General features: G+C 66.3%; 26 protein-coding genes. 11 read left to right on the top strand and 15 right to left on the bottom strand.

Going from position 1 to position 25875, the window contains the following annotated elements:
• Window positions 1-77: 77 nt before the first annotated feature.
• The gene (locus HBE63_RS24820) at window positions 78-1007 is read left to right on the top strand and encodes a DMT family transporter (protein WP_166907173.1); all 930 of its coding nucleotides are present in this window, start codon (window positions 78-80) and stop codon (window positions 1005-1007) included.
• Here HBE63_RS24820 and HBE63_RS24815 read toward each other — a convergent pair.
• The 3 genes from HBE63_RS24815 to HBE63_RS24805 all read right to left on the bottom strand — a co-directional run bounded on the left by HBE63_RS24815 (window position 1004) and on the right by HBE63_RS24805 (window position 3740).
• Window positions 1004-2227, bottom strand: a complete 1224-nt coding sequence (locus tag HBE63_RS24815) for an MCE family protein (protein ID WP_166910164.1) — start codon at window positions 2225-2227, stop codon at window positions 1004-1006. The two genes, HBE63_RS24820 and HBE63_RS24815, sit on opposite strands and share 4 nt — an antisense overlap.
• A 170-nt stretch (window positions 2228-2397) precedes the next feature.
• Window positions 2398-3105 (bottom strand): SDR family NAD(P)-dependent oxidoreductase, encoded by a 708-nt coding sequence (locus tag HBE63_RS24810; protein ID WP_166907171.1) that lies wholly within the window; start codon window positions 3103-3105, stop codon window positions 2398-2400.
• 59 nt (window positions 3106-3164) lie between these two features.
• Entirely contained in the window at window positions 3165-3740 is a 576-nt protein-coding gene (locus HBE63_RS24805; RefSeq protein ID WP_166907168.1) for a TetR/AcrR family transcriptional regulator, read from the bottom strand.
• Between the two features lie 87 nt (window positions 3741-3827).
• Between HBE63_RS24805 and HBE63_RS24800 the strand changes: the two genes are divergently transcribed.
• Window positions 3828-4388 (top strand): carboxymuconolactone decarboxylase family protein, encoded by a 561-nt coding sequence (locus HBE63_RS24800; protein WP_166907166.1) that lies wholly within the window; start codon window positions 3828-3830, stop codon window positions 4386-4388.
• A gap of 7 nt (window positions 4389-4395) precedes the next feature.
• On the opposite strand, the gene HBE63_RS24795 is transcribed toward HBE63_RS24800, so the two are convergent.
• The 3 genes from HBE63_RS24795 to HBE63_RS24785 all read right to left on the bottom strand — a co-directional run bounded on the left by HBE63_RS24795 (window position 4396) and on the right by HBE63_RS24785 (window position 7667).
• Window positions 4396-6585 carry an elongation factor G-like protein EF-G2 gene (locus tag HBE63_RS24795; RefSeq protein ID WP_166907164.1) on the bottom strand — a complete coding sequence of 730 codons (2190 nt, stop codon included), beginning with the start codon at window positions 6583-6585 and terminating at the stop codon, window positions 4396-4398.
• 205 nt (window positions 6586-6790) lie between these two features.
• Window positions 6791-7219 (bottom strand): TIGR03668 family PPOX class F420-dependent oxidoreductase, encoded by a 429-nt coding sequence (locus HBE63_RS24790; protein WP_166907162.1) that lies wholly within the window; start codon window positions 7217-7219, stop codon window positions 6791-6793.
• Window positions 7220-7253: 34 nt separating this feature from the next.
• The gene (locus tag HBE63_RS24785) at window positions 7254-7667 is read right to left on the bottom strand and encodes a hypothetical protein (protein ID WP_166907160.1); all 414 of its coding nucleotides are present in this window, start codon (window positions 7665-7667) and stop codon (window positions 7254-7256) included.
• A 114-nt stretch (window positions 7668-7781) separates the two neighbouring features.
• Here HBE63_RS24785 and HBE63_RS24780 point away from each other — a divergent pair, with 114 nt between their 5' ends.
• From HBE63_RS24780 to HBE63_RS24765, 4 genes are read left to right on the top strand one after another with little or no spacing between them, the layout of a single operon-like run.
• Window positions 7782-8921: an ABC transporter substrate-binding protein gene (locus HBE63_RS24780; protein ID WP_166907158.1), complete on the top strand. Its 1140-nt coding sequence runs from the start codon at window positions 7782-7784 to the stop codon at window positions 8919-8921.
• Window positions 8922-8929: 8 nt separating this feature from the next.
• Window positions 8930-9802 carry an ABC transporter permease subunit gene (locus tag HBE63_RS24775; RefSeq protein WP_166907156.1) on the top strand — a complete coding sequence of 291 codons (873 nt, stop codon included), beginning with the start codon at window positions 8930-8932 and terminating at the stop codon, window positions 9800-9802.
• Complete coding sequence (locus HBE63_RS24770) at window positions 9799-10572, top strand: ABC transporter permease (protein WP_166907154.1); 774 nt, start codon at window positions 9799-9801, stop codon at window positions 10570-10572. The genes HBE63_RS24775 and HBE63_RS24770 overlap by 4 nt, the downstream gene beginning before the upstream one ends.
• Window positions 10569-11609: an ABC transporter ATP-binding protein gene (locus HBE63_RS24765; protein ID WP_166907152.1), complete on the top strand. Its 1041-nt coding sequence runs from the start codon at window positions 10569-10571 to the stop codon at window positions 11607-11609. Before HBE63_RS24770 ends, HBE63_RS24765 begins: the two co-directional genes overlap by 4 nt.
• Window positions 11610-11623: 14 nt before the next feature.
• Here the strand turns inward: HBE63_RS24765 and HBE63_RS24760 are convergent, their stop codons facing one another.
• From HBE63_RS24760 to HBE63_RS24750, 3 genes are read right to left on the bottom strand one after another with little or no spacing between them, the layout of a single operon-like run.
• Window positions 11624-12193: an orotate phosphoribosyltransferase gene (locus HBE63_RS24760; RefSeq protein ID WP_166907151.1), complete on the bottom strand. Its 570-nt coding sequence runs from the start codon at window positions 12191-12193 to the stop codon at window positions 11624-11626.
• A 60-nt stretch (window positions 12194-12253) separates the two neighbouring features.
• Window positions 12254-13051, bottom strand: a complete 798-nt coding sequence (locus HBE63_RS24755; RefSeq protein WP_166907149.1) for a HugZ family protein — start codon at window positions 13049-13051, stop codon at window positions 12254-12256.
• 32 nt (window positions 13052-13083) lie between these two features.
• On the bottom strand, window positions 13084-13473 hold the full coding sequence (locus tag HBE63_RS24750; protein ID WP_166910162.1) for a hypothetical protein: 390 nt from the start codon (window positions 13471-13473) through the stop codon (window positions 13084-13086).
• Between the two features lie 296 nt (window positions 13474-13769).
• Between HBE63_RS24750 and treS the strand changes: the two genes are divergently transcribed.
• Both treS and HBE63_RS24740 read left to right on the top strand, forming a co-directional pair.
• Window positions 13770-15518, top strand: coding sequence for a maltose alpha-D-glucosyltransferase (treS, locus tag HBE63_RS24745; RefSeq protein ID WP_166907147.1), 1749 nt, complete (start codon window positions 13770-13772; stop codon window positions 15516-15518).
• A complete protein-coding gene (locus HBE63_RS24740) occupies window positions 15515-16837 on the top strand; it encodes a maltokinase (protein ID WP_166907145.1) in 1323 nt (440 codons plus the stop codon). Before treS ends, HBE63_RS24740 begins: the two co-directional genes overlap by 4 nt.
• Before the next feature lie 74 nt (window positions 16838-16911).
• Here HBE63_RS24740 and HBE63_RS24735 read toward each other — a convergent pair whose 3' ends face one another.
• Both HBE63_RS24735 and HBE63_RS24730 read right to left on the bottom strand, forming a co-directional pair.
• Entirely contained in the window at window positions 16912-18012 is a 1101-nt protein-coding gene (locus HBE63_RS24735; RefSeq protein ID WP_166907143.1) for an acyl-CoA dehydrogenase family protein, read from the bottom strand.
• An 8-nt stretch (window positions 18013-18020) separates the two neighbouring features.
• Window positions 18021-19178, bottom strand: a complete 1158-nt coding sequence (locus tag HBE63_RS24730; protein WP_166907141.1) for an acyl-CoA dehydrogenase family protein — start codon at window positions 19176-19178, stop codon at window positions 18021-18023.
• A gap of 163 nt (window positions 19179-19341) precedes the next feature.
• On the opposite strand from HBE63_RS24730, the gene HBE63_RS24725 reads away from it, so the two are divergent.
• From HBE63_RS24725 to HBE63_RS24715, 3 genes are all read left to right on the top strand, one after another.
• Window positions 19342-20484, top strand: coding sequence for a TIGR03364 family FAD-dependent oxidoreductase (locus HBE63_RS24725; protein ID WP_166907140.1), 1143 nt, complete (start codon window positions 19342-19344; stop codon window positions 20482-20484).
• A 38-nt stretch (window positions 20485-20522) separates the two neighbouring features.
• Entirely contained in the window at window positions 20523-21203 is a 681-nt protein-coding gene (locus HBE63_RS24720) for a phosphonatase-like hydrolase (RefSeq protein ID WP_166907138.1), read from the top strand.
• Between the two features lie 129 nt (window positions 21204-21332).
• Window positions 21333-22646, top strand: coding sequence for an MFS transporter (locus HBE63_RS24715; RefSeq protein ID WP_166907136.1), 1314 nt, complete (start codon window positions 21333-21335; stop codon window positions 22644-22646).
• Here HBE63_RS24715 and HBE63_RS24710 read toward each other — a convergent pair.
• From HBE63_RS24710 to HBE63_RS24695, 4 genes are all read right to left on the bottom strand, one after another.
• The gene (locus HBE63_RS24710; RefSeq protein WP_166907134.1) at window positions 22591-23400 is read right to left on the bottom strand and encodes a GntR family transcriptional regulator; all 810 of its coding nucleotides are present in this window, start codon (window positions 23398-23400) and stop codon (window positions 22591-22593) included. The two genes, HBE63_RS24715 and HBE63_RS24710, sit on opposite strands and share 56 nt — an antisense overlap.
• 156 nt (window positions 23401-23556) lie before the next feature.
• Complete coding sequence (locus HBE63_RS24705) at window positions 23557-24309, bottom strand: ABC transporter permease (RefSeq protein WP_243858777.1); 753 nt, start codon at window positions 24307-24309, stop codon at window positions 23557-23559.
• Between the two features lie 43 nt (window positions 24310-24352).
• Complete coding sequence (locus HBE63_RS24700) at window positions 24353-25186, bottom strand: ATP-binding cassette domain-containing protein (RefSeq protein ID WP_166907132.1); 834 nt, start codon at window positions 25184-25186, stop codon at window positions 24353-24355.
• Window positions 25183-25644, bottom strand: a complete 462-nt coding sequence (locus tag HBE63_RS24695) for a MarR family winged helix-turn-helix transcriptional regulator (protein ID WP_166907130.1) — start codon at window positions 25642-25644, stop codon at window positions 25183-25185. Before HBE63_RS24695 ends, HBE63_RS24700 begins: the two co-directional genes overlap by 4 nt.
• Window positions 25645-25875: the final 231 nt, after the last annotated feature.

The following is a 25875-nucleotide window of genomic DNA, read 5'->3' as shown; positions in this document are numbered from 1 at the left end:
GCGCTCTACGGTTGGAGGGCACTGGCCTGCTCCCTCTGGAGAGGTCGACACATCGGCCCGGGAGGGGTTGACGAGGCTTGCTCGGCAACAGTCTTGCGGTGCTGTTCGCCCTGTGCGCAGCGGTTTTCGCAGCTGTCGGCATTGTGGTGCGGCAGCGCGCCACCATGGACGTTCCGCCCGAGAAGGGCGTCAGCACAGTCATGCTGCGTACCCTGCTGCGCCGCAGGTTGTGGTGGGCGGGAACCGCGTCAGCCGTGGCCGGGTACGTGTTCCAGGCGCTGGCACTCGGGTTCGGCTCGTTGCTACTCGTCCAACCGGTTTTGGTGTCCGCACTATTGTTCGCGCTTCCGCTCAGTGCCCGCCTGGCCCACCGCAAGGTCAGCCGCGCTGAATGGCTGTGGGCCCTGCTGCTGACCGGTGCACTGACCGTGTTCGTGGCCCTGGCCAGGGCCAGCACCGGTACCTATGGGGTATCGGTGGCCACCACCGTGATCGTCGTCGTGGTGTGCGCGGCGGCCGTCGGCCTGTGCGTCCTGGCCGCCACCCGCAGCACCGACTGGCGCCGCGCGGTCCTGTTGGCACTTGCCGTGGGCGTGATGTTCGGCGTGGTCGCCGTACTGACCAAGATCGTGATGCACACGATCGCCGTGGACGGCCCGGTGGCCGTGCTGACCACGCCGGCCCTGTACCTGGTGGTGATCCTTGGGTTGATCGCGACGCTGTTGCAGCAGTCGGCGTTTCACGCCGGCTCGCTGCAGACCTCGGTGCCGACCATGCTGGTGCTCGAGCCCGTGGTGGCGGTCGTGCTCGGCTCTGTCGTCCTGGGCGAGCACCTGTCGATCACCGGTTGGGAACCGGTGGCCCTGTCCGTGGCGGTCGGTGCGATGGCCGCCGCCACCATCGCACTGGGCCGTGACGAGGGCGCCTACGAGGCGAAGCTCGAGGCCGAACTCGAGGTCAAGACCGCCGGACAGCACATCGCGACCGCCGGCGAGGAGTCCCGCTAGGGGTTGATCGTGTGCTCGCCGATCTGGCGTCCCCACACGTACTCGGACACGAGCGGCTGGCCGAGTTCGAAGTGGTTGTACGGCGCGATCGAGGCACCGATGTCCATCACCAGATACGGAGCCGGCCACAGGTCCTTGGTGACGGGCTGCCAGCAGCCGGGCCGGCCTTCGGGCCCGCCGGTCGCGTTCACCCGGGGCAGGTTGTCCGGATACACCCACGCATTGGGGGCGCCGACCAGGAAGTCCTGCAGCTCGAACCCGTAGCCGTTGCGGGTCTGCTGCGCGAACTTCGGGGCGGCCAGGGCGTAGTTGTGGATCATGCAGTACAAGGCGGGGCTGTTGCGGTCGAGCATCGCGCTGACCGGCAGCAGGTCCTGCGCGCCGCGGACCAGGTAGGGGCCGCCGCGTTCGAAGATGTCGCCGCCGGTGTTGCCGAAGCCGACCGCGGCCACCAGGGCCTGGTCGAGGTTGCCGCGCTGCTCGTTGAGCGTGTGGGCAGTGGTGACGGCGTTGGTCAGGCCGTCGAACAGGTCTGGCCCGGCGTTGGCATAGACCTCGCCCAGATCGGCCAGACCGGAGATGTCCCGGCGGATCTGGGGCATGCGCGGGTTGAGGTCGGACAGGATGTCGTTGCCGTTGACGATCGACTGGCCGAACTTGTCACCCAGACCGTCGAGCGCCTGCGCGGTCGCGGTCAGGGTTTCGTTGAGTTTGATGGGGTCGATCTGCTCGGAGATCGCGGTGATGGTCTCGAACAGGGTATTGAATTCCGTCGTCACGCCCTTGGCGCGGATCGGCGTGGCCGGGTCGACCCGTGCCGACGATGGATTGTCCGGTGCGACGAACGAGATGTATTTGTTGCCGAACACCGTGGTGGCCTTCAGTTCGGCGGTCACGTTCTCGGGGATCAGCTTGAGGTATTTGGGCTTGACGTCCAGCGTCAGCTTGGCCTGCTGGTCGCCGTCGACTTCGGCGACGGACACGGCGGTCAACCGGCCGATCGGCACCCCGTTGAAAGTGACTTTCGAGCCCGGGTCCATCGACAGACCGGAACGGTTGGACAACACCGTGAGCTGCGTCTTTTCCTCGAACACCCCGCGGAACTGCATCCACGTCAGCACCAACACCGCGACCAAAAGGATAACCATGCCCGCGCACGCGGACTTGTACGGCGGGTCGTACCGCCAGTGCTTGAACCGCTGTTGGAAGCGGTCCCGCATTGTCGCGGTGGATGAGGCCACGCGCAAACCTCCGAATTATTGACGCAGCCAGCTAGGAAGTGAGCAAAACTGTCGCAAACAACTAGAGACAACTGCAACTACAAGCCGCCCAATGCGGCGAACATCAAATTGCCAGGATTGGGAGACCCCCGTCACAGCGTAAGCGCTGATCAGGTATTTCTGCCGCCGTTCACGCCGACGACCTGGCCGGTGATGTAGCCGGCCTGCTCCGAGATGAGGAACGAACAGGTTGCTGCAATGTCTTCCGGTCGCCCTATCCGCCGCACCGGGGTGGCGTTGATGGTGTTCTGGATGTCGCCCAGCTCACCGCGAGATTCGGCCGCCCGCAGCATCGGCGTGTCGATGAAACCCGGCGGTACGGCATTCACCGTGATCCCGGCCGGGCCGAATTCCAGGGCCAGCGACTTGGTCAACCCGTTGACGGCGGACTTGGCGGCCACGTAGTCCGACATGTACGGCACGCCGGAATGCGTGCTCGACGAGGAGATGTTGACGATGCGGCCCCAGCCCGCGGCGATCATGTCGGGCAGCGCGGCCTGCACGACATGGAAGACGCCGTTGAGGTTGACGTCGACGACCTTCTGCCAACGCTCGAAGGTGAGCTCGGTGAACGGCGTGAAATCGCTGAGACCGGCCGAGTTGACCAGGATCGTGACGGGGCCCAACTGCTCGCGAACCGCCTTGAAGACGGCATCGACCTGGGCCCGGTCGGTGACGTCGGCCGCGTAGGAGTGCGCGTCGTCGGTTGCATTGAGGTCGAGGGTGGCCACCTGGTATCCATCGGCCGTCAGCCGCTCGGCGATCGCCTTGCCGATTCCGGAGGCACCTCCGGTCACCAAAGCTGTCTTGACTGTCATAACTGTTCCTTTCGGTAAGCCGCGCATTTCGGTAAAACTCTGAATCGCAAAACTTTTCGTCAGCGTCTGATGCGCAGGCCGAGAGTGCGGCGCGCGGCATCGGTCAGGAGGCTGTGGAGCCGCTCATCGGGTAGGTCCGGCGGGGCGATACCGGCGCCCCCGGCGATTCCTGCAAACACCATCGCCGCCCTGACCGTGCCCGCCGGGCCGGGATCGACATCGGCCAGCAGGGCCAACTGACGGTCGATCAGGGTGTCCCATTCGGGCCGGGTGCGCAGGGCTTCGTCCACGCTCGGGTCGCTGGACAGAACCGCGACCAACGCCCGATTGTGGACAGCCAGATCGGCGTAGCCGCGCACCATGTGGTCGGCCCGGGCGTGCACACCGCGGTGCGTCTCGGCCTCCTCGACGATCCGCTGAAGTTGCGCCAGCACCGGGTCCAGGACGGCTGTCAGCAGTTGTTCGCGGGTGCGGAAGTGGTAGTAGATGGCGGCCTTGGTGAAGCCCAGTTCATCGGCGATCATCTGCAGCGATGTCCCCGCGAAGCCGTGCCGGGTGAACAGGCCGACGGCCGCCTCGACGAGGCGTGCTCGGGTGGTGTTCGAGCCGGCCGGTTCGGCCGTGGCGGTGTCCATCGGTTCGTCCTCTCGTGTGCGCTGCGGCGGAATCTCCTTTACGATCGTAAAGGAGATTACTAGTCGATCGTAAAGTAGGGCTATCGCATGTTGACGCCATTGCCGGCAGAAGACTGGGACGATCAGGCACGCGAGGCGTTGGCCTCCACGGTGCCGCCGGAGCGCCGCCGCCCGGACAAGGTGGGCAACGCGTTGTCGACGCTGGTACGCCACCCCGCGTTGGCTGGGGCCTTCCTGCCGTTCAACACATACCTGCAGAAGGGCTCCACGCTGCCTGAGCGCATCCGTGAGCTGGCGGTCCTGCGTACCGCTTTCCACCACGGCTGTGTGTATGAGTGGGGTCATCACAGCGCGATGGCGCGGCAGGTGGGGTTGACCGAGGCTGATGTCGAGGCAGCTCAAAGCGGCTCGGCGGCAGATGAATTCGACCAGGCCGTGCTGGATGCGGTCGACGAGCTGCACAGCGGGTCGAGGATGTCGGCCCCGGTCTGGGAACGCTTGGGGCAGCGGCTCGACGAGCGGCAACGGATGGACCTGATGTTCACCTTCGGCGGCTACAGCACGCTGGCCTTCGCCCTGAACACCTTCGACGTCCAGCTTGAGGACGGCGCGGGCAGCGACGAGTTCTATGCCTCGATGGGGAGCTGAAAGACGACTACGCGGTGCGGCGTACCCGTGCCGCAGCGGATTCGGGCATCGGCTCGTAACGGGCGAACTGCCGGGTGAAGGCGCCCGCGCCATGTGACAGTGACCGCAGATCGATCGCGTACCGGGTCAGTTCGACCTCGGGAATTTCCGCCTTCACCAGGGTCCGATCCTCATCGGCCTTGTCGGTACCGAGCACGCGGCCGCGCCGGCTCGCCAGATCGCTCATCACCGCGCCCACCAGATCGTCGGGCACCACCACGGTCACGTCGGCGATCGGCTCGAGCAGGCTCACACCGGCCGCCGCAGCGGCTTCCCGCAAGGCCAGACCGCCTGCCATCTGGAAGGCGAAATCCGACGAGTCGACACTGTGAGCCTTGCCGTCGACCAGCGTGACCCGGATATCGACGACGGGGTAGCCGGCCTCGCCGTGATCGCCGACCATTCCCTTTTCCATCTGGGCCCGCACGCCCTTCTCGACGCTCGGGATGAACTGGCGCGGTACCGATCCGCCGACGACCTTGTCGACGAATTCGAATCCGGTGCCCTCCGGCAGCGGCTCGACCTCGATGGCGCAGACCGCGTACTGCCCGTGCCCGCCGGACTGTTTGACATGCCTACCGTGCCCTTTTGCCTTGCCGCCGAGCGTTTCCCGCAGTGGTACCCGCAGCTCGACGGTGTCCACCGATACCCCGTAGCGCCGAGACAACGCGTCGAGCACCACTGCGGCGTGGGCCTCACCCATGCACCACAGCACGATCTGGTGGGTTTCCGGATTCTGCTCGATGCGCAGCGTGGGATCCTCGGCGGCCAGCCGCTGCAACCCGACAGACAGCTTGTCCTCATCGGTCTTGGCACGGGGCTGCACCGCGATCGGCAGCAGCGGGTCGGGCATGGTCCACGGGCGCAACACCAGCGGATCGGCCTTGTCGCTGAGGGTGTCACCGGTCTCGGCCCGGCTGAGCCGCCCGATCGCGCAGATGTCCCCGGCCACCACCGACGGTGCCGGGCGCTGCTGCTTGCCCAGCGGGAAGGACAGGGTGCCGATGCGCTCGTCCTCATCGTGGTCGGCGTGGCCGGCAATCGGGCCTGAGTCGGCGTGCCCGTGCGAGCCGGCCGGCGCCACGGATCCGTTGAACGCAGAAAAATGGCCCGACACATGCACAGTGGCGTCGGGCCTGATGGTGCCGGAGAAAACCCGGACCAGGCTGACCCTGCCGACATATGGATCCGACGTCGTCTTCACCACCTCGGCCAGCAGCGGTCCGGACGGGTCGCAGCTCATCGGTTTGCGGGCCGCGCCACTGGCCGCGAACACCTCGGGCAGGCGGTGCTCGGGCGGTGACGGGAAGCCGCGGGTGGCGATCTCCAGCAGTTCGAGCGTGCCGATCCCGGATCCGCTGCACACCGGGATCACCGGGAAGAACGAGCCGCGGGCCACGGCCTTCTCCAGGTCGGCGATCAACACCGCCTCGTCGATCTCCTCGCCGCCGAGGTAGCGCTCCATCAGCGTCTCGTCCTCGGACTCCTCGATGATGCCCTCGATCAGGGAGCCGCGGAGTTCGGCGATCTCGTCGTCATAGGCGCCGTCGGGTGGCCGGGTGGTCCTGGTGCCGTCGCTGTAGCAGTAGAACGTGCGGGTGAGCAGACCGATGACGCCCTCCCCGGCCGGGAAGTACAGCGGGGCCACGTTGTCACCGAACGCCTGCTGCGCGCCGGCCAGTGCATTAGCGTAGTTGGCGCGGGCGTGATCGAGCTTGGTGATCACCACCGCCCGCGGCATGCCCACTGCTGCGCATTCCTGCCACAACGCCTTCGTCGGTTCGTCGATCTCCTCGTTGGCCGCGATGACGAACAGCGCGCAATCGGCGGCACGCAGCCCGGCACGGAGTTCCCCGACAAAATCCGCGTATCCGGGGGTGTCGATCAGATTGACCTTGATTCCGTTGTGCTGCAACGGGGCCAGCGACAGCCCGACCGAGCGCTGCTGGCCGATCTCAGCCTCGTCGAAATCGCAGACCGTCGACCCGTCGACCACCGAACCGGCCCGGTTCAACACCCCGGCGGCGACCAGCAGCGCCTCCACGAGGGTGGTCTTGCCTGCACCCGATGGCCCGACGAGCACGACGTTGCGAATGGCGGCGGGGCTGTCCGCGGTGGGAACAGCCCCGTTGCCGGCCGAATGCGTCTTGTCCGCCATGGCACTCCTCCTGGTGTCCCCGGGGCGCCCCGCTGCGGCCCGCCGGACCTGCTCTCCACCATTCCCCGATGTGAGCTGGAGCACAAGATCTGCGTCGGTCGGTGACCGTCGAGTCCCGCCGCTTTCTGCACTGTGGCTGCTGGTCCGCAGCAGAAATCGCGACCCGGCAGTAGAAATCGGCGTATGCCAGATGCTCTGAGCGCTGTCACGCCTGCCAGGACGACCAGTGCGTGACGTCGACGGTGATCACCGGGCCATTGAGTGCAATGCGCTCGTACTGCGGGTATTTCGCGCGTAACAGCCCGTAACCCGTGGCCATCGCATCACCACTGTGATGGACTGCCGCCCGCCCGTCGGCGCGTACCCACCACAGGCGCGCCCATTCGTCGGCGTAGTGGTCGACCAGCAGGCTGACCCGGGCATCGCCCTCGATGTTGGCCAGCCGGCGCAGTCGCTGGGTAGATTTGGGTTTGGCGTCCACGGCCGTGTAGATCGTGGCCGGTGTGGGTCCGTCGCCAGATAGCAGGACCGCGAACACCACCGGCACCAGATGCGGTGCACCGTCGGCGCCCAGCGTTGCAAGTATCGCGCAGGGTGCCGCGGCGAATCGCGTTGCGGCATCGAGATCAGCCATCACTCCAGATTATGTGGATGACACCGGCGACGTCTCAGGGTGGCGGTACATCCCCGGGCAGCTCACCCTCACCCGGGAGTGGCGGCAGCTTCATGAGCTCGTCGTGGTTCAGGTCGTCACCCTCTCCCGGCGGCGTGGGCCGGCTTGGCATGACGATCGTGGGCCGATAGTCCTCTGGCGGATTCTCGACGGGCGCGACACAGCCCACGCCGTAGGTGGTGTTGGCAGGGACTCCGGCGTTATCGATGCAGCAGCTCGTGGCGACGGGGTCGAAGTTCTGGTCGGGACCGGGTGCCGTCGTAGAGGTACACGCCTCGTATCCCTGCACGTCGAAGGCTGCCGAGGCGGGTGCGATGGTCGACTGAGCTGCGGCGCAGAGGCCCACGAAGGCGGCAGCTGTGGCGAGCGGACGCCACCGACGTGTGAGGGTCGTGCGGATGGGCGTCATGGGCGCCAACCCTAGTCAGCCGGTATTGCCACCGTCCACCGCTGGACCGCTCCCGTGCTGCCGGCCCGCGATAGGGTTCCGGTGCGCGCTTGGTGACCAACGAAGGGTTTGGTAATGATCACGTCTCGGATCGTGACCGCATCTGCGGCTCTGGCCGCATCGGCACTCGTCGCGGTGGGTCTGGCGGCGTGCGCGCCGCCGCAGAAGGGTGCTGCCGGTGGTGACACCGATACCGGTGTCAAGGTCGCCGAGGCCAAGTCCGCGGCCGACTTCGGCGGGATGGACAAGCTCGTCGCGGCTGCCAAGGCCGAAGGTGAACTCAATGTGATTGCGCTGCCCCCGGATTGGGCCAACTACGGCGCCATCATCAAGGCCTTCGAGGAGAAGTACGGCATCGAGGTGAACTCGGCGCAGCCCGACGGTTCCAGCCAGGAAGAGATCAACGCGGCCAACCAGCAGAAGGGCAAGAGCACCGCGCCCGACGTGTTCGACCTCGGACAGTCGGTGGCGCTCGCGAACACGTCGATGTTCGCTCCCTACAAGGTGGCCACGTTCGACGAGATCCCCGAGAAGCTCAAGGATCCGGACGGCACCTGGGTCAACGACTACGCCGGCTTCATGTCCATCGGCTTCGATTCGACGAAAGTTCCGCCGATCACCTCGGTCGAAGATCTGCTCAAGCCCGAGTACCACGGCATGGTCGCGCTCAACGGGGACCCGACCCAGGCCGGCGCCGCGTTCGCCGGGGTGCTGATGGCGGCGGTGGCGCAGGGCGGGTCGGCCGACGACATCGCCCCGGGAGTCGCGTTCTTCGAAAAGCTCAACGAGGTAGGCAACTTCCTGCCGTTGGATCCGACCCCGGCCACCATCGAATCGGGGCAGACCCCGGTGGTGATCGACTGGAATTACCTCAACGGCACCGAGAGCCAGAAGGTCCCCGGCTGGCAGGTGATGGTTCCCCATGAGGCGTTGGTCGCCGGGTACTATTTCCAGGCGATCAACAAGGACGCACCCCATCCGGCGGCGGCCCGGCTCTGGCAGGAATTCCTGTTCAGCGACGAGGGCCAGAACCTGTACGCCAAGGGCGGGGTTCGGCCGGTGCGCGCCGACAAGATGATCCTGGCCGGCACAGCGGACCGCGCGGCGTTCGGTCAGTTGCCCCCCATCGACGGTCCGGTGACGGTTGCCACCCAGGCCCAAACCGACACGGCCAACAAGTATCTGGCCGACAACTGGGCCAAGGCGATCGGCTGAAGTACGCCATGCCGGGTAGTACAACTCGTCGGGATCTGCGCGCGGACATCCGTGACGCGCTGCCATTGCTGCCGTTCGTGGCGGTGGTGACGGTGTTCCTGATCGTGCCGACGGTGACGGTGATCGTCATGGCGTTCTTCGCCGATGGATCGTTCTCACTCGACCGCATCGCCGCGCTGTTCTCCGGCACCGCACTGGCGGCGCTCGCGAAAAGTATTGCGCTGTCGGCCAGTACAGCGCTGATCGGGGCGGTGCTGGGTGCGGTGCTGGCCTGGTTGATCGTCAGCAGCCCGCCGGCGTCGATGCTTCGGCGCACGGTGCTGGCGCTGTGCAGTGTGCTGGCCCAGTTCGGCGGCGTGGCGCTGGCTTTCGCATTCCTGGCCACCATCGGGCTCAACGGCGTGCTGACGCTGTGGGTCAAAGAGAACCTCGGCTGGGACCTGGCCGGTTCGGGCTGGCTGTACGGACTGGGCGGGTTGATCCTGGTCTACAGCTACTTCCAGATCCCGTTGATGGTGATCGTCTTCCTGCCCGCCCTCGAGGGGTTGCGTGAGCAGTGGCGCGAGGCCGCGGTGAGCCTCGGTGCGTCCCGGTGGCAGTACCTGCGGGAGGTCGCGGTGCCGCTGCTGACCCCGGCGTTCCTGGGATCGGCGTTGTTGTTGTTCGCCAATGCGTTTGCCGCCTATGCCACCGCGGCGGCTCTGGTAAGTCAGGGCAGTCCGATCGTGCCGTTGTTGATCCGCGCCGCACTCACCAGCGAGGTCGTGCTGGGTCAGTCCGGCTTCGCCTACGCGCTGGCGTGCGAGATGATCGTGGTGGTGGCCGTGGTGATGATCGCCTACAACGCCCTGGTGCGCCGCACCGCGAGGTGGCTCAAATGAACCGCGGTGCCCGTGTGGCGCTCTGGGTGGCGTTCGGCTTGTTCTTCCTGTTTCCCCTCTACGCCATGGCCGACTTCTCCACCCGCAACCTGCTCGCCGGCGGGCGCACCGGCGCGGCATGGCGCAACCTGGTCGCCGATGAGGCGTTGTATCACGCCATTCTCATCTCACTGCTGCTCGCGGTGTTCACCGTCATCGCGATGCTGGTGCTGTTGGTGCCGACGATGATCTGGGTGCGTGTGCGGGCCCGCTGGGCCGCACCGTTCGTGGAGTTTCTGTGCCTGCTGCCGTTGACCATCCCGGCCCTAGTGATCGTGGTGGGCCTGCGCAACGTGTATCTATGGGTCACTTACCTTCTCGGCGAATCGGCGCTCACGCTGACGTTCGTCTATGTCGTGCTGGTACTGCCGTTCGCCTACCGGGCAATCGATTCCGCGCTGTCCGCGATCGACCTGCAGACGTTGTCAGAGGCTGCCCGATCGCTGGGGGCCGGTTGGTTGTCGACGATCGCCCGGGTGATCGTGCCCAACATCTGGTCCGGGATCCTGTCTGCGGCCTTCATTTCGATTGCGGTGGTGCTCGGTGAATACACCGTCGCCTCGCTGAGCGGCTTCGAGACGCTTCCGGTCCAGATCGTGGCGATCGGGAAGAGCGACGGCGCGACGTCGGTGGCGGCCTCGCTGGCCACCCTGCTGCTCGGATTCGCTCTGTTGTTGGTCTTGGCGGCGCTCACCCGGGGCCGCCGTCGGACGTTGGGAGTTCAGACATGAGTCTCGGGGCCGGTGTGCGCGTTGAACTTCGCGACCTCACCCGCACTTACGGCAACGTCCACGCACTCGACGGGCTGAGCCTGTCCATCGAACCGGGGGAGTTGGTCGCGCTGCTCGGCCCCTCTGGCTGCGGCAAGACCACGGCGCTGCGCATCCTGGCCGGCCTGGAGGAGGCCAGCTCCGGCACCGTGTTCGTCGGCGGCCGTGACATCGGCTCTGTGCCGGCCAACAAGCGGGATATGGGCATGGTCTTCCAGGCCTACAGCCTGTTCCCACACCTGACCGTGTTGGACAACGTCGCCTTCGGTTTGAAGATGCGTGGAAAGTCCAAGCAGAACAGGCTGTTTCGAGCCGCAGACATGCTCGATCTGGTGGGCCTGGCAGCGCACAAGGGCAAGTACGCAAGCGAGCTGTCCGGGGGTGAGCAGCAGCGAGTGGCGTTGGCCCGGGCGCTGGCGATCGAGCCGAGGGTGCTGCTGCTCGATGAGCCTCTGTCGGCACTCGACGCGAAGGTGCGTTCGCAATTGCGTGACGAGATTCGACGGGTGCAGCTCGAAGTCGGCATCACGACGTTGTTCGTCACCCATGACCAGGAGGAGGCCCTGGCGGTTGCGGACCGGGTCGGGGTGATGAGTCACGGCAAACTCGAGCAGCTCGCCACTCCTGCCGTGCTCTACGCCCGCCCGTCGACGCCGTTCGTCGCCGAATTCGTCGGCTTGCACAACAAGGTGCGCGCGCGGGTGTCGGGCGGACGGGCCAGACTGCTGGGCGCCGAGTTGCCGACGCTGCCCGGATCGATCACTTCCGGGGCAGGTACCGCGATGGTGCGGCCGGAATCGATCCGGGTGCGCGCCGATCCGGACGGGCCGGCGGTGGTGGAATCCGTGTCGTTCCTCGGCCCGACGTCCCACGTGTACATGTCGCTGCCCGACGGCTCGCTGATCCACGCGCAGCTGCCCAGCTCACGGGCTCGCGCCTTCCAGTCCGGCGTGGTGGTCAGCCTCGCGCTGGAGCGGGCGCCGGTGCTGGTGATCTAGCTCAGACGTCGGCCCTAGACATCCTTGACCGGCTCGATGCCCAGATCGCGGTAGGTGACCAGCGCTGCGAACGGCACACCGCGCTTGGCGAACCGCCCGGTGGCCACATCGCCGCGGTCGACCATCGGGATGACGCCGGTGACGACGGCGCCGACGGCAGTGACCCGCTCGTAGGCGATCTCGGTGGAGCCGCCGGTGCTGATCACGTCGTCGACCAGCAGCACCCGGGTGCCGGGGGAGAGCCGGGTGCCTTCGATCCACTGCTCGCGGCCGCGTGACTTCTGTTCCTTGCGCACCGAGAACCAGGCTTTGCCGGTCACCATCGCCACACCGTGAGCCAGCGGGTCGGCGCCCATGGTCAACCCGCCGACGGCGTCGAACTCGATACCGTTCGCGGCCGCCAGATCGGCGACCGCGCGACTGACGATGGCCATCCGCTCGCCGGTGTCGATGGCGAACTTGCCGTCGATGTAGTCGTGGCTCAGCTGTCCGCTGGCCAGCCGGAAAGGTTCCTCACGGTGTTCGTAGCCGCGGGTGCGGATCAGGTCGAAGGCGGCTTGCCAGGTCTCCGGGCGCTCAGGCATACCCGCGATCGTATTGCACGGCCTGGCGGGGTCGCGGGCCTAGCCGGCGCGGTGCGCCGATCAGCCCTGCCTGGCGCGCTGAGTCAACTCGACGGTGGCTGCCCGCAACTCGCCGTACGAGCTGATCGGTACGGCGTAGCCGACGCGGGTGTAGGCGATCCCGCGCGCGGTGGTGACGCGCAGATCCAGGCCATAGCGGTCTGCGCCGCTGCACACCGCCGCTTCTGCGTCGGGATAGCCCCCGAGGGCGCGGGCCATCTCGGCCAGCGAGTCGGCATGGTCGGCGTTGAGATGCTCGATCGCACCGGCAGCGTGCGGTGCGACGGGGTCGGGTTGGGCGGCGGCATAGGCCTCGCCGCTGGTCGAGTCCATCCGGCCGTACCCGCCGACCCAGCGCGCGCGTCGTACGCGAAGCACCCAGAGCGAGAAGTCGCTGAAATCGATGTAGTAGCGGGCGGCGGCCACCGCGTCCAGGTGGGCCTGGCGGGCCGCGACGAGCTCGTCGCCGGTGGGCCGCTCGGCGATCCCGGCCAGGGTGATGCGGCTGCCGGCCAACGGATCTGACCCGGTGTCGGGGGCGACGACGGAGATGCTGGCCCGGGGGTCGCCGGCAAGGTTGCGGCCGTGCTCGGCCATGTTCGACACACAGAGCACCGGTGCGCCGGCCAAGAGCCCGTAGGTGACGAAGGACGCCCACGGGTCGCCGTCGGCGGTGAGCGAGGCCAGCGTGCCTGCGTTGGTCGACGCGGCGACGGTGCGGGCTTCCTCGGCCGCAGACGGACGTGCCCCCTCGACAACCTCCGTCAGTGGGGGAGGAACCGAGGGGGCATCACCGGGGTCGCCATGATCTCTCGTCACGCAGCGACCCTACCGTTCGTGCGTCGGGTGGATCAGCCGCCGAGTGCGGCGATCAGATCCTTGATCTGAGCGGTCTCGGCTTCGGTCGCGGGCTCCTCGGCCTCGACGGCCTCGATCAGGTCCTTACGCAGGCCGACGCCGTTGGCCGCTTCCTCGGTGGACAGCTTCGCGTTGCCGCGCGCAACGTAGAGACGCTGACCGAGCGTGGCGGCGGGGCCCTCGGACGCGGTCGTCATCAACTCGTCGTAGCGGTGCCGCACACCGCTGAGCGCCACGATGACCGACGGGGTGACGCGACTGCGTCCCGCCGCCTCCGACAGCGACGTCTGCAGCTTGCGCAGACCGCTGAGGACGACTGCGGCGCGGTCGGCGTACTCCGGGTCGCCGACCGGCGGCAGCGCGTCGATCGCGGCCATGTACATGTGCATCGCTGCATCAGAAAGTCCAACGATTACTGGTGCTTCACCGTCATTAGGTGCCGACTCACCCACAGGCCATCCCTCGTCGAAAGTTTGTGCTCGCCGGCCCATAGCCGACGAGGAGATCAAATGCGGGAAAAACGTAACCCGTTGCTGTCTCTTATTCAACCGTTAGTTTTTCCGCAAACACGCGCGCAGTGGCGAATCACGTTGCTGCAAGATCATTTCGGATCGCCGCGCTCCGTGCGAGGTTGCGCGCAGGTGTCGAGGACGGACGAAGTGGGTACGTTGGGAAGCTGATGGACAACGTTCACGACGATCACTGCATGGTCGAGCATCCGACCGCCGAGGACTTCGGCCATGCCAGAACGCTGCCCACCGACCGTGACTGGTTCAAGCGGGCGGTGTTCTACGAGGTGCTGGTCCGGGCGTTCTACGACTCGAACGCCGACGGTGTCGGTGATCTGCAGGGTCTGACCCAACAACTCGACTACCTCAAATGGCTGGGTGTGGACTGCCTCTGGTTGCCGCCGTTCTACGATTCGCCGCTGCGCGACGGTGGCTACGACATCCGGGACTTCTACAAGGTGCTGCCCGAGTTCGGCACCGTGGAGGATTTCGTCACGCTATTGGACGGGGCACATCGGCGTGGTATTCGGGTCATCACCGACCTGGTGATGAACCACACCTCCGACTCGCACGCCTGGTTCCAGGAGTCGCGGCACAATCCGGACGGACCCTACGGAGACTTCTACGTCTGGAACGACACCAGCGACCGGTACACCGACGCGCGCATCATCTTCGTCGACACCGAGGAGTCGAACTGGACCTTCGACCCGGTGCGTCGGCAGTTCTACTGGCATCGGTTCTTCTCGCACCAGCCCGATCTGAACTACGACAATCCGGCCGTGCAGGAAGCGATGATCGATGTCCTGCGATTCTGGCTGGATCTGGGTATCGACGGATTCCGGTTGGACGCGGTGCCCTATCTGTTCGAACGTGAGGGCACCAATTGCGAGAACCTGCCCGAGACGCACGCCTTCCTCAGGCGCTGCCGCAAGGTGGTCGACGACGAGTTCCCGGGCCGGGTGCTGCTGGCTGAGGCCAATCAGTGGCCGGCCGACGTCGTGGAGTACTTCGGTGACCCGAACACCGGTGGCGACGAGTGCCACATGGCCTTCCATTTCCCGTTGATGCCGCGGATCTTCATGGCGGTGCGACGCGAGTCGCGGTTCCCTATCTCGGAGATCCTGGCCCAGACACCGGCGATCCCGGATACCGCGCACTGGGCGATCTTCCTGCGCAATCACGATGAGCTGACCCTGGAGATGGTCACCGACGACGAGCGCGACTACATGTACGCCGAGTACGCCAAGGATCCGCGGATGAAGGCCAACGTCGGTATCCGCCGCCGGCTGGCTCCCCTGTTGGAGAACGACCGCAACCAGATCGAGCTGTTCACTGCGCTGCTGCTGTCCCTGCCCGGATCACCGATGCTCTACTACGGCGACGAGATCGGCATGGGCGACATCATCTGGCTCGGCGACCGCGACAGCGTGCGTACCCCGATGCAGTGGACGCCGGACCGCAACACCGGATTCTCCACCGCCAACCCTGGCCGGCTGTACCTGCCGCCCAACCAGGACGCGGTTTACGGCTATCAGTCGGTGAATGTCGAAGCCCAGCGGGACAGCTCGACGTCGCTGCTGAACTGGACCCGCAGCATGCTGGCCGTGCGTGGCCGTCACGACGCGTTCGCACTCGGCACATTCCGCGAGCTCGGTGGCTCCAATCCATCGGTGCTGGCATACATCCGTCAGCTCGAGGGCGCTGACGAAGCGGTGCTCTGCGTGAACAACCTGTCACGGTTCCCGCAGCCGATCGAGCTGAATCTGCAGGAGTGGAGCGGATACACGCCCATCGAGATGTCCGGCTCTGTCGAGTTCCCCAGTATCGGTCAGCTGCCGTACCTGCTGACCCTCCCCGGCCACGGGTTCTACTGGTTTGAGCTTCGCGGGCCCGAACGAGATCCCGGAGTGCAGCAATGAGCCTCGAATTCGGTGACTGGCTGAGTCAGCAGCGGTGGTACGCCGGCCGCGGCCGTGAGTTGGCAGCCGCCACACCAGGTCTGGTGCTTGAGTTGAACAAGGATCTCGACCTGACGCTGCTGCGGGTGTCCTACGTCGACGGAACCGCCGAGCGCTACCAGGTGCTGGTGAAGTGGGATGCCGACCCGATCGAGGAGTACAGCTCCGTGGCCACGATCGGCAGCGACGCCGGGCGGACCGGCTACGACGCCCTCTATGACCAGGACGCCGCGCGGTACCTGCTGGAGATGGTCGACCGCTCGGCCACGGTGGGCGTGCTGAGGTGCAGCAAGGAGCCGGACGTCACCCTGCCACTGGAGGCGCTGCCGCGGGTGTCGACAGCCGAGCAGAGCAACACCAGCGTGGTGTTCGGGCAGGACGCCGTGCTCAAGGTGTTCCGCCGGATCACCCCGGGTGCCAACCCCGACATCGAACTCAACCGGGTGCTGGCTCGGGCCGGCAACCCGCACGTGGCCAGGTTGCTTGGATCGATGGATATCGACTGGGACGGTGAGTCTTTCGCGTTGGGGATGGTGACCGAGTTCGCCGACAATTCCGCCGAGGGCTGGGATATGGCCAACGCCAGCACCCGTGACCTGTTCGCCGAGGGCGACCTGTATGCCGACGAGGTGGGCGGCGACTTCGCCGCCGAGTCGTACCGGCTGGGGGAGGCCGTGGCCTCGGTGCACGCCTGTCTGGCCGAGCAGCTCGGCACCGAGACGGTGCCATTCCCGGCCGAGCTCATGTCCGCGCGGCTGACCACCGCCGCAGAGGCGGTACCCGAACTGCGCGAGCTTGTCTCATTGATCGAGGACCGCTACCGCAAGCTGGCAGATGAGCAGGTGAGTGTGCAACGGGTGCACGGCGACCTGCATCTCGGGCAGGTGCTGCGCACCCCGGAGCACTGGCTGCTGATCGACTTCGAGGGTGAGCCCGGCCAGCCGTTGCAGCTGAGGCGCAGCCCCGACTCCCCGCTGCGGGACGTCGCGGGCATGTTGAGGTCATTCGACTACGCGGCGTATGCCCGCCTGGTGGGCTTGGCCATCGACGATGACCGGGCCCGGCAGTTGGCTGCCCGGGCCCGGGAGTGGGCCGACCGCAACAGCACGGCGTTCTGCGATGGTTATGCCGCGGTGGCCGGCGCGGATCCGCGCGAGCACGCTGCGTTGTTGGCGGCGTACGAGCTGGACAAGGCGGTGTACGAGGCCGCCTATGAGGCCCGGTTCCGGCCGAGTTGGCTGCCTGTTCCGCTGGGCTCGGTGACTCGCCTGATCGGCTGAGCCGCCTCGTCGCCATGGCGATTCCGAAAGGGCCCCGACCGGGTGTACCGGACGAGGCCCCATCAGAACTGGCTTCAGAGGGTGGCGATCTCGTAACTGTCGAGCTGACCGACCAGCGTCCGTAGCTGATCGGCGGACGAGCCCAGCGTGTGCTCGATCGCGGTCAGTCGGGCGGCGTAGTGCCCGATCGGGTACTCCGCGGTGACACCGATACCGCCGTGCAGTTGGATCGACTCCTGCGAGATGTGCCGTCCCGAGCGGCCGATCTGCAGTTTGGCCCGCGCCGCGATCACCGGGTCGAGATCGCCGTCGGCGATGGACATCGCGGCGTAAGTGCCCATGCTCCGCGCCAGCTCGAGTGACATGTACATGTCGGCGGCCCGCTGGGTCAGGGTCTGGAACTTGCTGAGCGTGACCCCGAACTGCTTGCGCTGCTTGAGGTAATCGGTGGTCAGGCGCAGCGACTCGTCCATCACCCCGACCGCCTCGGCGCACAAGCCCGCAGAGATCCGGACCAGGGCATTGCCGATCGCGTCCGCGGCGTCGGCGGCTTCGCCGAGCGGTTCGGCCGGAGTGGAAGCCAGGTCGATCTGGGCGCCACGCTGGCCGTCGAAGGTGCGGTAACCCGTGCGGGTGACGTTCGCGGCGTCGACGAGGAACAACCCGGTACCACCATCGGGTAGGGCGGCCGTCACGATCAGCGTGTCGGCGACGTCGCCGGCCAGCACCGGGTTCTTGGTGCCGCTCAGCGTCCACCCGTCCCCGCTGCGCGTCGCGGCGGTCGTCACGTCGGCCGATCCGCGCACACCCGGTTCGGAGTGGGCGAAGGCCAGAATCCGCTCGCCGGAGGCGACTTCGTCGAGAAGGGCACGCTGGGCGTCGGTGCCCACCTCGGCGATGATCGCGCCGGGACCGATCGCGCCGTGCAGTACCGGCTCGGGTGCCAATCGGCGCCCGATCTCGTTGAGCACCAACATGATCTCGATCTGGCCACCGGAGTCCTCATCGAAACCCAGTCCCAGGACGCCGATCTCGGCGAGTTGTCCCCAAACCTGACGGTCGAATCCGGGCTCGGACTCCACCACCTTGTTGCGCTTCTCGGTGTCGTAACCCGACAGCAGGTCACGGGTGGTGTCGGCCAGCAGGGTCTGTTCGTCGGTCAGCTGAAAGTCCATGGCTCAACTCACAATCCGAGAATGGTGGACGAGATGATGGTGCGCTGCACCTCGTTGCTACCGCCGTAGATCGACGTCTTGCGGTAGTTGAGGTAGTGCGGGGCGGCGTGCTGGGCCCATTCAGGTGAGGCGATGTCGCCGGCTTCGTAGGGCAGCGCGTCGGCACCGGCCACCTCGACGAGCAGCTCGGTGGCGGTCTGCTGCAGCTGGCTACCGCGCAGCTTGAGCACCGAGGATGCCGGGCTGGGCTTGCCGTCGGCGGAATCCGAGGTGACCCGCATCTGGGTGACCTCCAGTGCCAGCACGTCGTTTTCGGCCTCGGCCAGGCGCGCGGCGAACAGCGGATCGGCCAGCAGGCCATTGGCCGCGGCGCGTTCCTTCACCTCGGCGAGGCGAACCTTGGTCCGGGCCACCTGGGCGATGCCGGTCCGCTCGTTGCCGAGCAGGAACTTGGCGTAGGTCCAGCCCTGGTTCTCCTCGCCGACGAGTTGGTTGGCGGGCACCCGGACGTCTTCGAAGAACACCTCGTTGACCTCGTAGCTGCCGTCGATCAGCTTGATCGGACGCAGCGTGACGCCGGGGGTGTCCATTTCGAAGAGCAGGAACGAGATGCCGGCCTGCTTCTTGGGGGCCTGCGGGTCGGTGCGGACCAGGCAGAAGATCCAGTCCGCGTGCTGGCCGAGCGTCGTCCACGTCTTCTGGCCGTTGACGACGTAGGTGTCCCCGTCGCGGATCGCGGTGGTGCGCAGGGAGGCCAGGTCGGAGCCGGCCTCGGGCTCGGAGAAGCCCTGGCACCACCAGATGTCGAGTGCGGCGGTCGGCGGCAGGAAGCGCTCCTTGACCTCCTGCGAGCCGAACTCGGCGATCACCGGGCCGACCATCCTGGCGTTGAAGGTCAGCGGCTCGGGGACGCTGGCCAACTGCATCTCGTCGAGCCAGATCTGATGCTGGTTGGGGGTCCAGTCCTTGCCGCCCCACTCGACGGGCCAGTTGGGGACCGCCAGCCCGTGCTCGTGCAGGATCTTGTGCGCAGTGACGATGCCCTCTTTGCCGAGGGGTAACCCAAGCCGATTCTGTTCGCGAAGCTCGGCGGGGATCTTCGTCCTATAGAAGGTGCGCAGCTCATCGCGGAAAGCTGCTTCCTCCGGTGTGAGCGCCAGTTGCATGACCGTCTCCCTGTCGGTGGATCTGACTGCACAGTAAACCATCCGGTTGGTTGGCGAGTTCGGAGGAGCGAAACCCTCTGGTCCCACTGTCCTATATGTATTAGTGCCGATTTAACGAAACATGTATTGACAACTAAGTGTGACAGAGGCCACGCTGTGAGGCATGCGAAACCACAAGCGCTACGACGTCGTAGTGGTCGGAGCGGGCATAGTCGGGCTGGCCCACGCGTATCACGCAGTGAACCGTGGCCTGTCCGTCGCGGTGATTGAACAGGCAGACCGAGTCACCGGTGCCTCGGTACAGAACTTCGGACACGCCTGCATCACCGCCCAGGCAGGTCAGGCCCTGCGATACGCCCGCGCCGGCCGGCAGCACTGGCTCAATCTGGCCCGCAGCGCCGGGTTCTGGGCCGCCGAACCCGGCACGCTGTGCGTCGCCCGGCACGACGACGAGCTGGCCCTCATGGAGGAGTTCGCCGCACTGCGCGGACCGGACGAAGTGCAGGTGCTCGACCGCCGCCGAGTCCTCGAGCGCTTGCCGATCCGCGGCGAGGGCGTCACCGGCGGCATGCACATGCTCAACGACCTACAGGTCGATCCCAGAACCGCGGCGCCGACGATCGCCAACTGGCTACAGGGCGCCGGAGCAGACTTCTACTGGCGCACTGCCGCAACCGGATTCGGGCCAGGGACGGTGCAGACGTCACGCGGCGACGTGGTCGGTGAGCACATCTTCGTGGCGGTCAACTACGACGTGGACCGGCTGTTCCCGGAGTATGCGGACCGTGACGGCCTGCAACGTTGTCAGCTGCACATGTTGCGTGCCCGACTGCCCTTGCCGTTCGCATTGCCGGCACCCCTGTTCACCGGCTGGTCCCTGGTCCGATACTCCGGATTCGACGGCTTGGCGGCCAAGCCTTCTGTGCTGCAACGACTTCACCAGCAATACCCGGAATACGCCGAACTCGACCTCCATCAGATGTACACCCCGCAGCCCGACGGGACGGTGCTCATCGGCGACACCCATGCCAGGGAGACCTCGGCCTCACCATTCCAGTCCGAACGCGGATTCGCCGCACTGATCGATGAGGCTGAGGCGCTGTTCGGGGTCCCGGTGACCGTGACCGAACGCTGGCAGGGCGTCTACTCGTCCGCTCCCGACAAGGAGTTCCTCATCGAGGAGCCGGTGCCGGGCGTGCATCTGCTCACGGTGACCACCGGAATCGGTATGACCACCTCGATGGGGCTGGCCGAAGAAAGCGTCGAGCGCGCGCTGAGCGACCACGACGTCCCCGTCACTGCATGAATTCAGTTGTCGAACCAACCAACTCAAGGAGAAAACTGATGACAGTCCAACTGGTCGTGTTCGATATGGCCGGCACTACCGTCGAGGACTCCGGGCTCGTGCAGCAGGCCTTCCTGATGGCCGATGAGCACGCCGGACTGTCGCGCACCCCCGCAGAACGGGAGGACATGCTGCGCTACGTCACCGACACCATGGGCCAATCGAAGATCGAGGTGTTCCGGCACCTCAGCGGTGGCAATGAAGAGCGGGCGCAGGATGCCAACAAGGCCTTCGAGACGGGTTATGCCCGGCTGGTGTCAGAAGGCCGGTGCACCCAGATCCCAGGTGCGGCCGAAGTCATCGGCGGATTGCGTGCCCGAGGTGTAAAGACTGCCCTGACAACCGGATTCGCTCACGAGACGCAGCAGGCGATCATCGACACGCTGGGCTGGGGCGACCTCGCCGACGTCGTGTTGTGCCCAGGGGACGGGCTCCGGGGACGGCCCTTCCCGGACATGGCGCTGGCCGCTTTGATCCGTGCCGGAGCCGAGTCGGTGCGTCAGATGGTCGTGGTCGGCGACACCGCCTCCGATGTGCTCAGTGGGGTCCGCGCCGGCGCATTGGCTGTGGTGGGGGTGCGTACCGGCGCACACAACGACGAGCAGTTGCTGGCTGCCGGCGCCACCCACGTCATCGACAGTGTGGCTGATCTGCCGGCGTTGCTCGACATCCTGGGCTGACTCCAGCGACCGACCCTCCCGCACCTGTGGCCGCCGCGATTCTGCCGCGGCGGCCACCGATCGAACGAATGAATTGCCTTACCGAGACAGCACTTCCATGTTCTTATCTCTTGCAGCGAGGAGTCCGCCATGTCCCACGCTCTTGCCTCCACCTCACGCACCAAGCCGCAGTACGAACGGTGGCGGCGTCAGATCTTCGCCGTCACCTGGCTGGTCTACGCCGGCTTTTACTTCACCCGCCAGACGTTCTCGGTGGCCAAGCTCGGCATCCTCGAAGATCCTCTGCTGCACACCACGTTGACCAAGAGCACCCTGGCCAATCTGGACGCGTTGTACCTGGCCGCCTACGCGGTCGGGCAGTTCGTGTGGGGCTCGGTGTCCGACCGGTTCGGGCCGCGGATCGTCCTGCTCGGTGGTCTGGCGATGTCGGCGATCGCCGCGCTGTTCATGGGTCTGCTGCCGGCGTTGGTTTTCCTGGTGCCGTTGATGATCGTGCAGGGTCTGGCTCAATCAACCGGCTGGTCCGGCACCCTGAAGAACATCGCCCAGTTCTTCTCCGTCCGGGAGCGGGGCCGGGTGCTGGGCTGGTGGAGCACCAATTACGCCTTCGGCGGTCTGGTCGCGGGACCGTTCCTGGGCTGGGTCGCGTACGCGGTGTTCGACAACTGGCGCATCGCATTCTTCACGGGGGCGGTCGTGGTCGCCGGGGTGTTCGTGATGGTCCTACTGTTCCAACGAAACTCGCCGACCGACGTGGGACTCGAGCCGATCGAGGAATACCACTCCGGCGAAGAACTGCCACCCGTCGAGCAGGGCGCCGAGGCTATCGCCGAACCGTCGAAGTCGATGCGGGAGATCTTCTTGACGGTCATCAAAGACCGCATGGTGTTCACGTTCGGTGTGTCGTACTTCCTCCTCAAGCCCGCCCGGTACGCAATTCTGCTGTGGGGGCCGGTGATCGTCGCCGAGCGGCTACCCGATGCGGGCTTTTTCGAGGCGATCACCATCCCGGTCGCATTCGGAATAGCCGGAGTCATCGCGCCGGTGCTGATCGGCCGGATCTCGGACACGATGTTCAAAGCACGCAGGGTGCCGCCCTGTGTGTTGAGCCTCGGAGCGCTGACGGTCGCGCTGGCGCTGTTCGGTCCGCTCACTGCAAGTGCCAACATGTGGTTGATGGTGGTGCTGCTCAGCGTGATCGGGCTGACCGTCTATGCCGCGGACGCGATGTACGGCCTCGCCGCAGTCGACTTCGGCACCTCCAAGCACGCAGGTGCCGCGTCCGGGGTGATCAACGGATGCGGCTCGGTTGGTGCGATTCTCGGCGGGCTGCTGCCTGGATACCTCGGCGTAGAGGCACTCTTCTACAGCTTTGCCGCTGCCGCGTTCATCTCGATGTGCCTGCTTGTTCCGCACTGGAGCCGGATGCCTGCGGGCGAGTGAGGCCGAGCCCTCGACCCGACGCGTCCATTACGTCGCGCGGGTCGATGGTGCGTGAGTTGATGATGCTGAACGCAACTCGATCGGGTCGATACCGGTCGTCGGCATATTCGAAGGCTTGCCCCTCGGCATTCCAGGAGCACCGGCGTTCTCGCAAAAGCGGTGCGCCAAAGTCAATTCCGAGATTGTCACGGTCAACTGAGTCGGCCGCGACCGCATCGAGTACGTGGCGCATCGACTCGAACCGCACGCCACGCGAGGTGAGGTAATCGGTGATTGATCCGGAGTCAGTGTCGAAATCGAACAACAACGAGCCGACCTCATCGGTGTAGGTGGCTCGCTCCAACATCGTCGGCTCGTCGTCGAGCAGACGTAGCCGCAACAAGTCGACGACGAAGTCGCCGTCGGCGAGACCCAGCGCGGCGCGGGCGGGTTCGGTCACCCGCCGGCGAGCGACCTCCACCGTCCGGCTGCCCGCTGTACGCCCGGTCAGCCGCGCCCACTGAGTGAAAGGTGTGAATGTGTCGAGTGTCTGGGTGGTGTCGAAGCTGCGCACCACCGCGGGCTTACCCCGCGATACCGATACCAGCCCTTCGTTCTTCAACATGGCCAACGCCTGCCGGACCGGGCCCCGCGACACTCCGAACTGTGTGCACAGCGTGCTCTCGCTCGGTAAAGAGCTCCCGACGGCATATTCCTGGCGCAGGATCTGCAGCCGAAGTTCGCGCGCGACAACTTCGTAACGTGGCTCAGTCACGGGTGAAACCTCCGATCGGTTCACGAGTCAGCGTCCGATTCTAATGATCGTTCCCTTGTAGGGAGCATGGGCGGCTCGCCGTCAGGACCCGATCGACGGCTCGCCGTCAGGACCCGATCGACGGCTCGCCGTCAGGACCCGATCGACGGCTCGCCGTCAGCGGACCAGGCGGCGCAACAGCAACGAGGCGACGACCACGCCGAGAACCGCCGACGCGATCAGCACACCGATGTCGAGCGCCCAGTTGGTCGGGGTGCCGATCAGCAGCCCGCGCAGCGCATTGACCTCGTAACTGAGGGGGTTGACGGTCGACAGCCAGCGCAGCCAGGTCGGCATCATGTCGACGGGGTAGAGGGCGTTGGACGCGAAGAACAACGGCATGGTGATCGCCTGGCCGATGCCCATCAGCCGGTCCCGCTTGCGCACCAACCCGGCCAGCGTCATCGACAGGCAGGCGAAGAATGCCGCACCGAGTGCCACCACGGCCATCGCGGCCAGAATGCGCAGCGGATTGACCGTCATCGCGATGCCCATCAGATAGGCCAGCAGCACCACCCCGACCACCTGCACCACCGAGCGCACCCCGGCAGCGAATGCCTTGCCCGCCACCAGTGCGGAGGCCGGCGCGGGTGTCACCATGAGCTTGGCCAGGATGCCCGCGTCACGGTCCCAGATGATCTGGATGCCGTAGAAGATCGAGATGAACAGCGCCGACTGGGCGATGATGCCGGGTGCCAGAAAGGCCAGGTAGGGCACGCCGCCGGTGTCGACCAGGCGCAGCCGGCTGAACGTCTGACCGAAGATCAACAACCACAACGCGGGCTGGACCATGCGGGTGAACAACTCGGTGCGGTCGTGGCGCAGCTTCTGCAGTTCGACCAGGGCGAAGGCCGACATTCGTAATGCCATCGCGCGGACTCGGCGCATCCCGCGCGGGGCCAGGACCAGGGCTTCAGCTGACACGGCGGGCCGTCCTGCGGGTCGACCGAACCTCACGAATGCCGCCGGGTTGGTGCCCGGCATCGGTCAGGTCTGACCCGGCGTAGTGCCGGAAGACGTCCTCGAGAGTGGCGGCTTGGGCGTCGGTGGCCTTCAATACCTCCTCCTTCAATTCGGTGGGCGTGCCGAGCGCCTGCAACCGGCCATGGTGCATCAGCGCCACCCGGTCGCACAGGGCGTCGGCTTCACCCATGTAGTGCGTGGTGAGCAGCACTGTCGTCCCGAACTCGGCCTGCATCTGGCCGACCTGTGCCCAGACGCTGTCGCGGGCGATGGGATCCAGCCCGACCGTGGGCTCGTCGAGGATCAGCAACAGCGGACGGTTGACCAGTGCCTGGGCCAGCTCGAGGCGGCGGACCATGCCTCCGGAGTACGTGCCCGCCACGGCACCGGCGACATCGAGCAGTTGCATCGACTCCAGTGCCTGATCCACCCGGTCGGCGCGTTCGGCCCGCGGCACGTCGTACAGGCGCGCGAACAACTCGACGTTCTGTCGGCCCGTCAGCGCTGATTCGATCGAGAGTTGTTGCGGGACATAGCCGATGTTGTGCCGGATGTCCATGGTGTGCCGGTCGGCGTCGAGGCCGAAGATCCGGACCTCGCCCTCCTGCACCGGCGTCAGGGTGGTCAGCACCCGCACCGCTGTGGTCTTGCCCGCGCCGTTGGGGCCGAGCAGGCCCAGCGTCTCGCCGCGATGGACCAGCAGGGTGAGGTCGTCGACCGCGGTGAAGGTGCCGTAACGATGGGTCAGGTGCCGGCAGTCGATGGCCGGGGTCTGCCCGGTCATACCTCCCCCTTCTCGTCGTCGTGCAGGAGTCGCGTCAGTTCGGTCATGACATCCAATCCGTTTGCCAGGTCGTTGATCTGGCTGTCGTCGAGTTGCGCCAGCACGGCGGACAGCGCGGCCCGGCGGGCCGCCCTTGACTCGTCGGCGATCGCCTGCGCCGGCGGGGTGAGCCGCAACCGGACCACCCGTCGATCCGAGTCGTCGGTGGTTCTGGTGAGCAGCCCGTCGGTCACAAGTCGTGACACCAGCGTGGACGCGGAGTTGGGCACCAGGCTGAGTTCGGCGGCGGCTTCCCGCACCGAGATGTCGGGCCGCCGGCCGACGAGGCGCAACAGTTCGCCCTGTGACTGGGTCAACCCAGTGGCATCGAATCCGCCTCCGGTGGACCGGCGCAACTGCCTGCGGAACCGGCCGACGACAGTGAACAACTCGCCGACAAGATCGCTCCGGTCTTCCATGCGCTCCACAATACCTCTGTTGCAGAGGTATTTAAGATGAGTGAATGTTAGGGGCGCGATGAGAAACCGATTTGAATGAGGTTGGAAGCGTCGCGGCAAACCCGCTGAGACGCCGCAGCCGTGGCCGCAGGGTAGTTGCCGCCGCTCTTCGGCTCGTACCCCCCAGCCCGCCCGGCCGGTGACATCGAACAAGCGCTCAACGTCTACTTAGGCGGCCACGGCTGCTACATC

Source organism: Mycobacterium sp. DL440 (assembly GCF_011745145.1).
Taxonomy (GTDB): Bacteria; Actinomycetota; Actinomycetes; order Mycobacteriales; family Mycobacteriaceae; genus Mycobacterium.
This window is presented reverse-complemented; position numbering and strand designations above follow the sequence as displayed.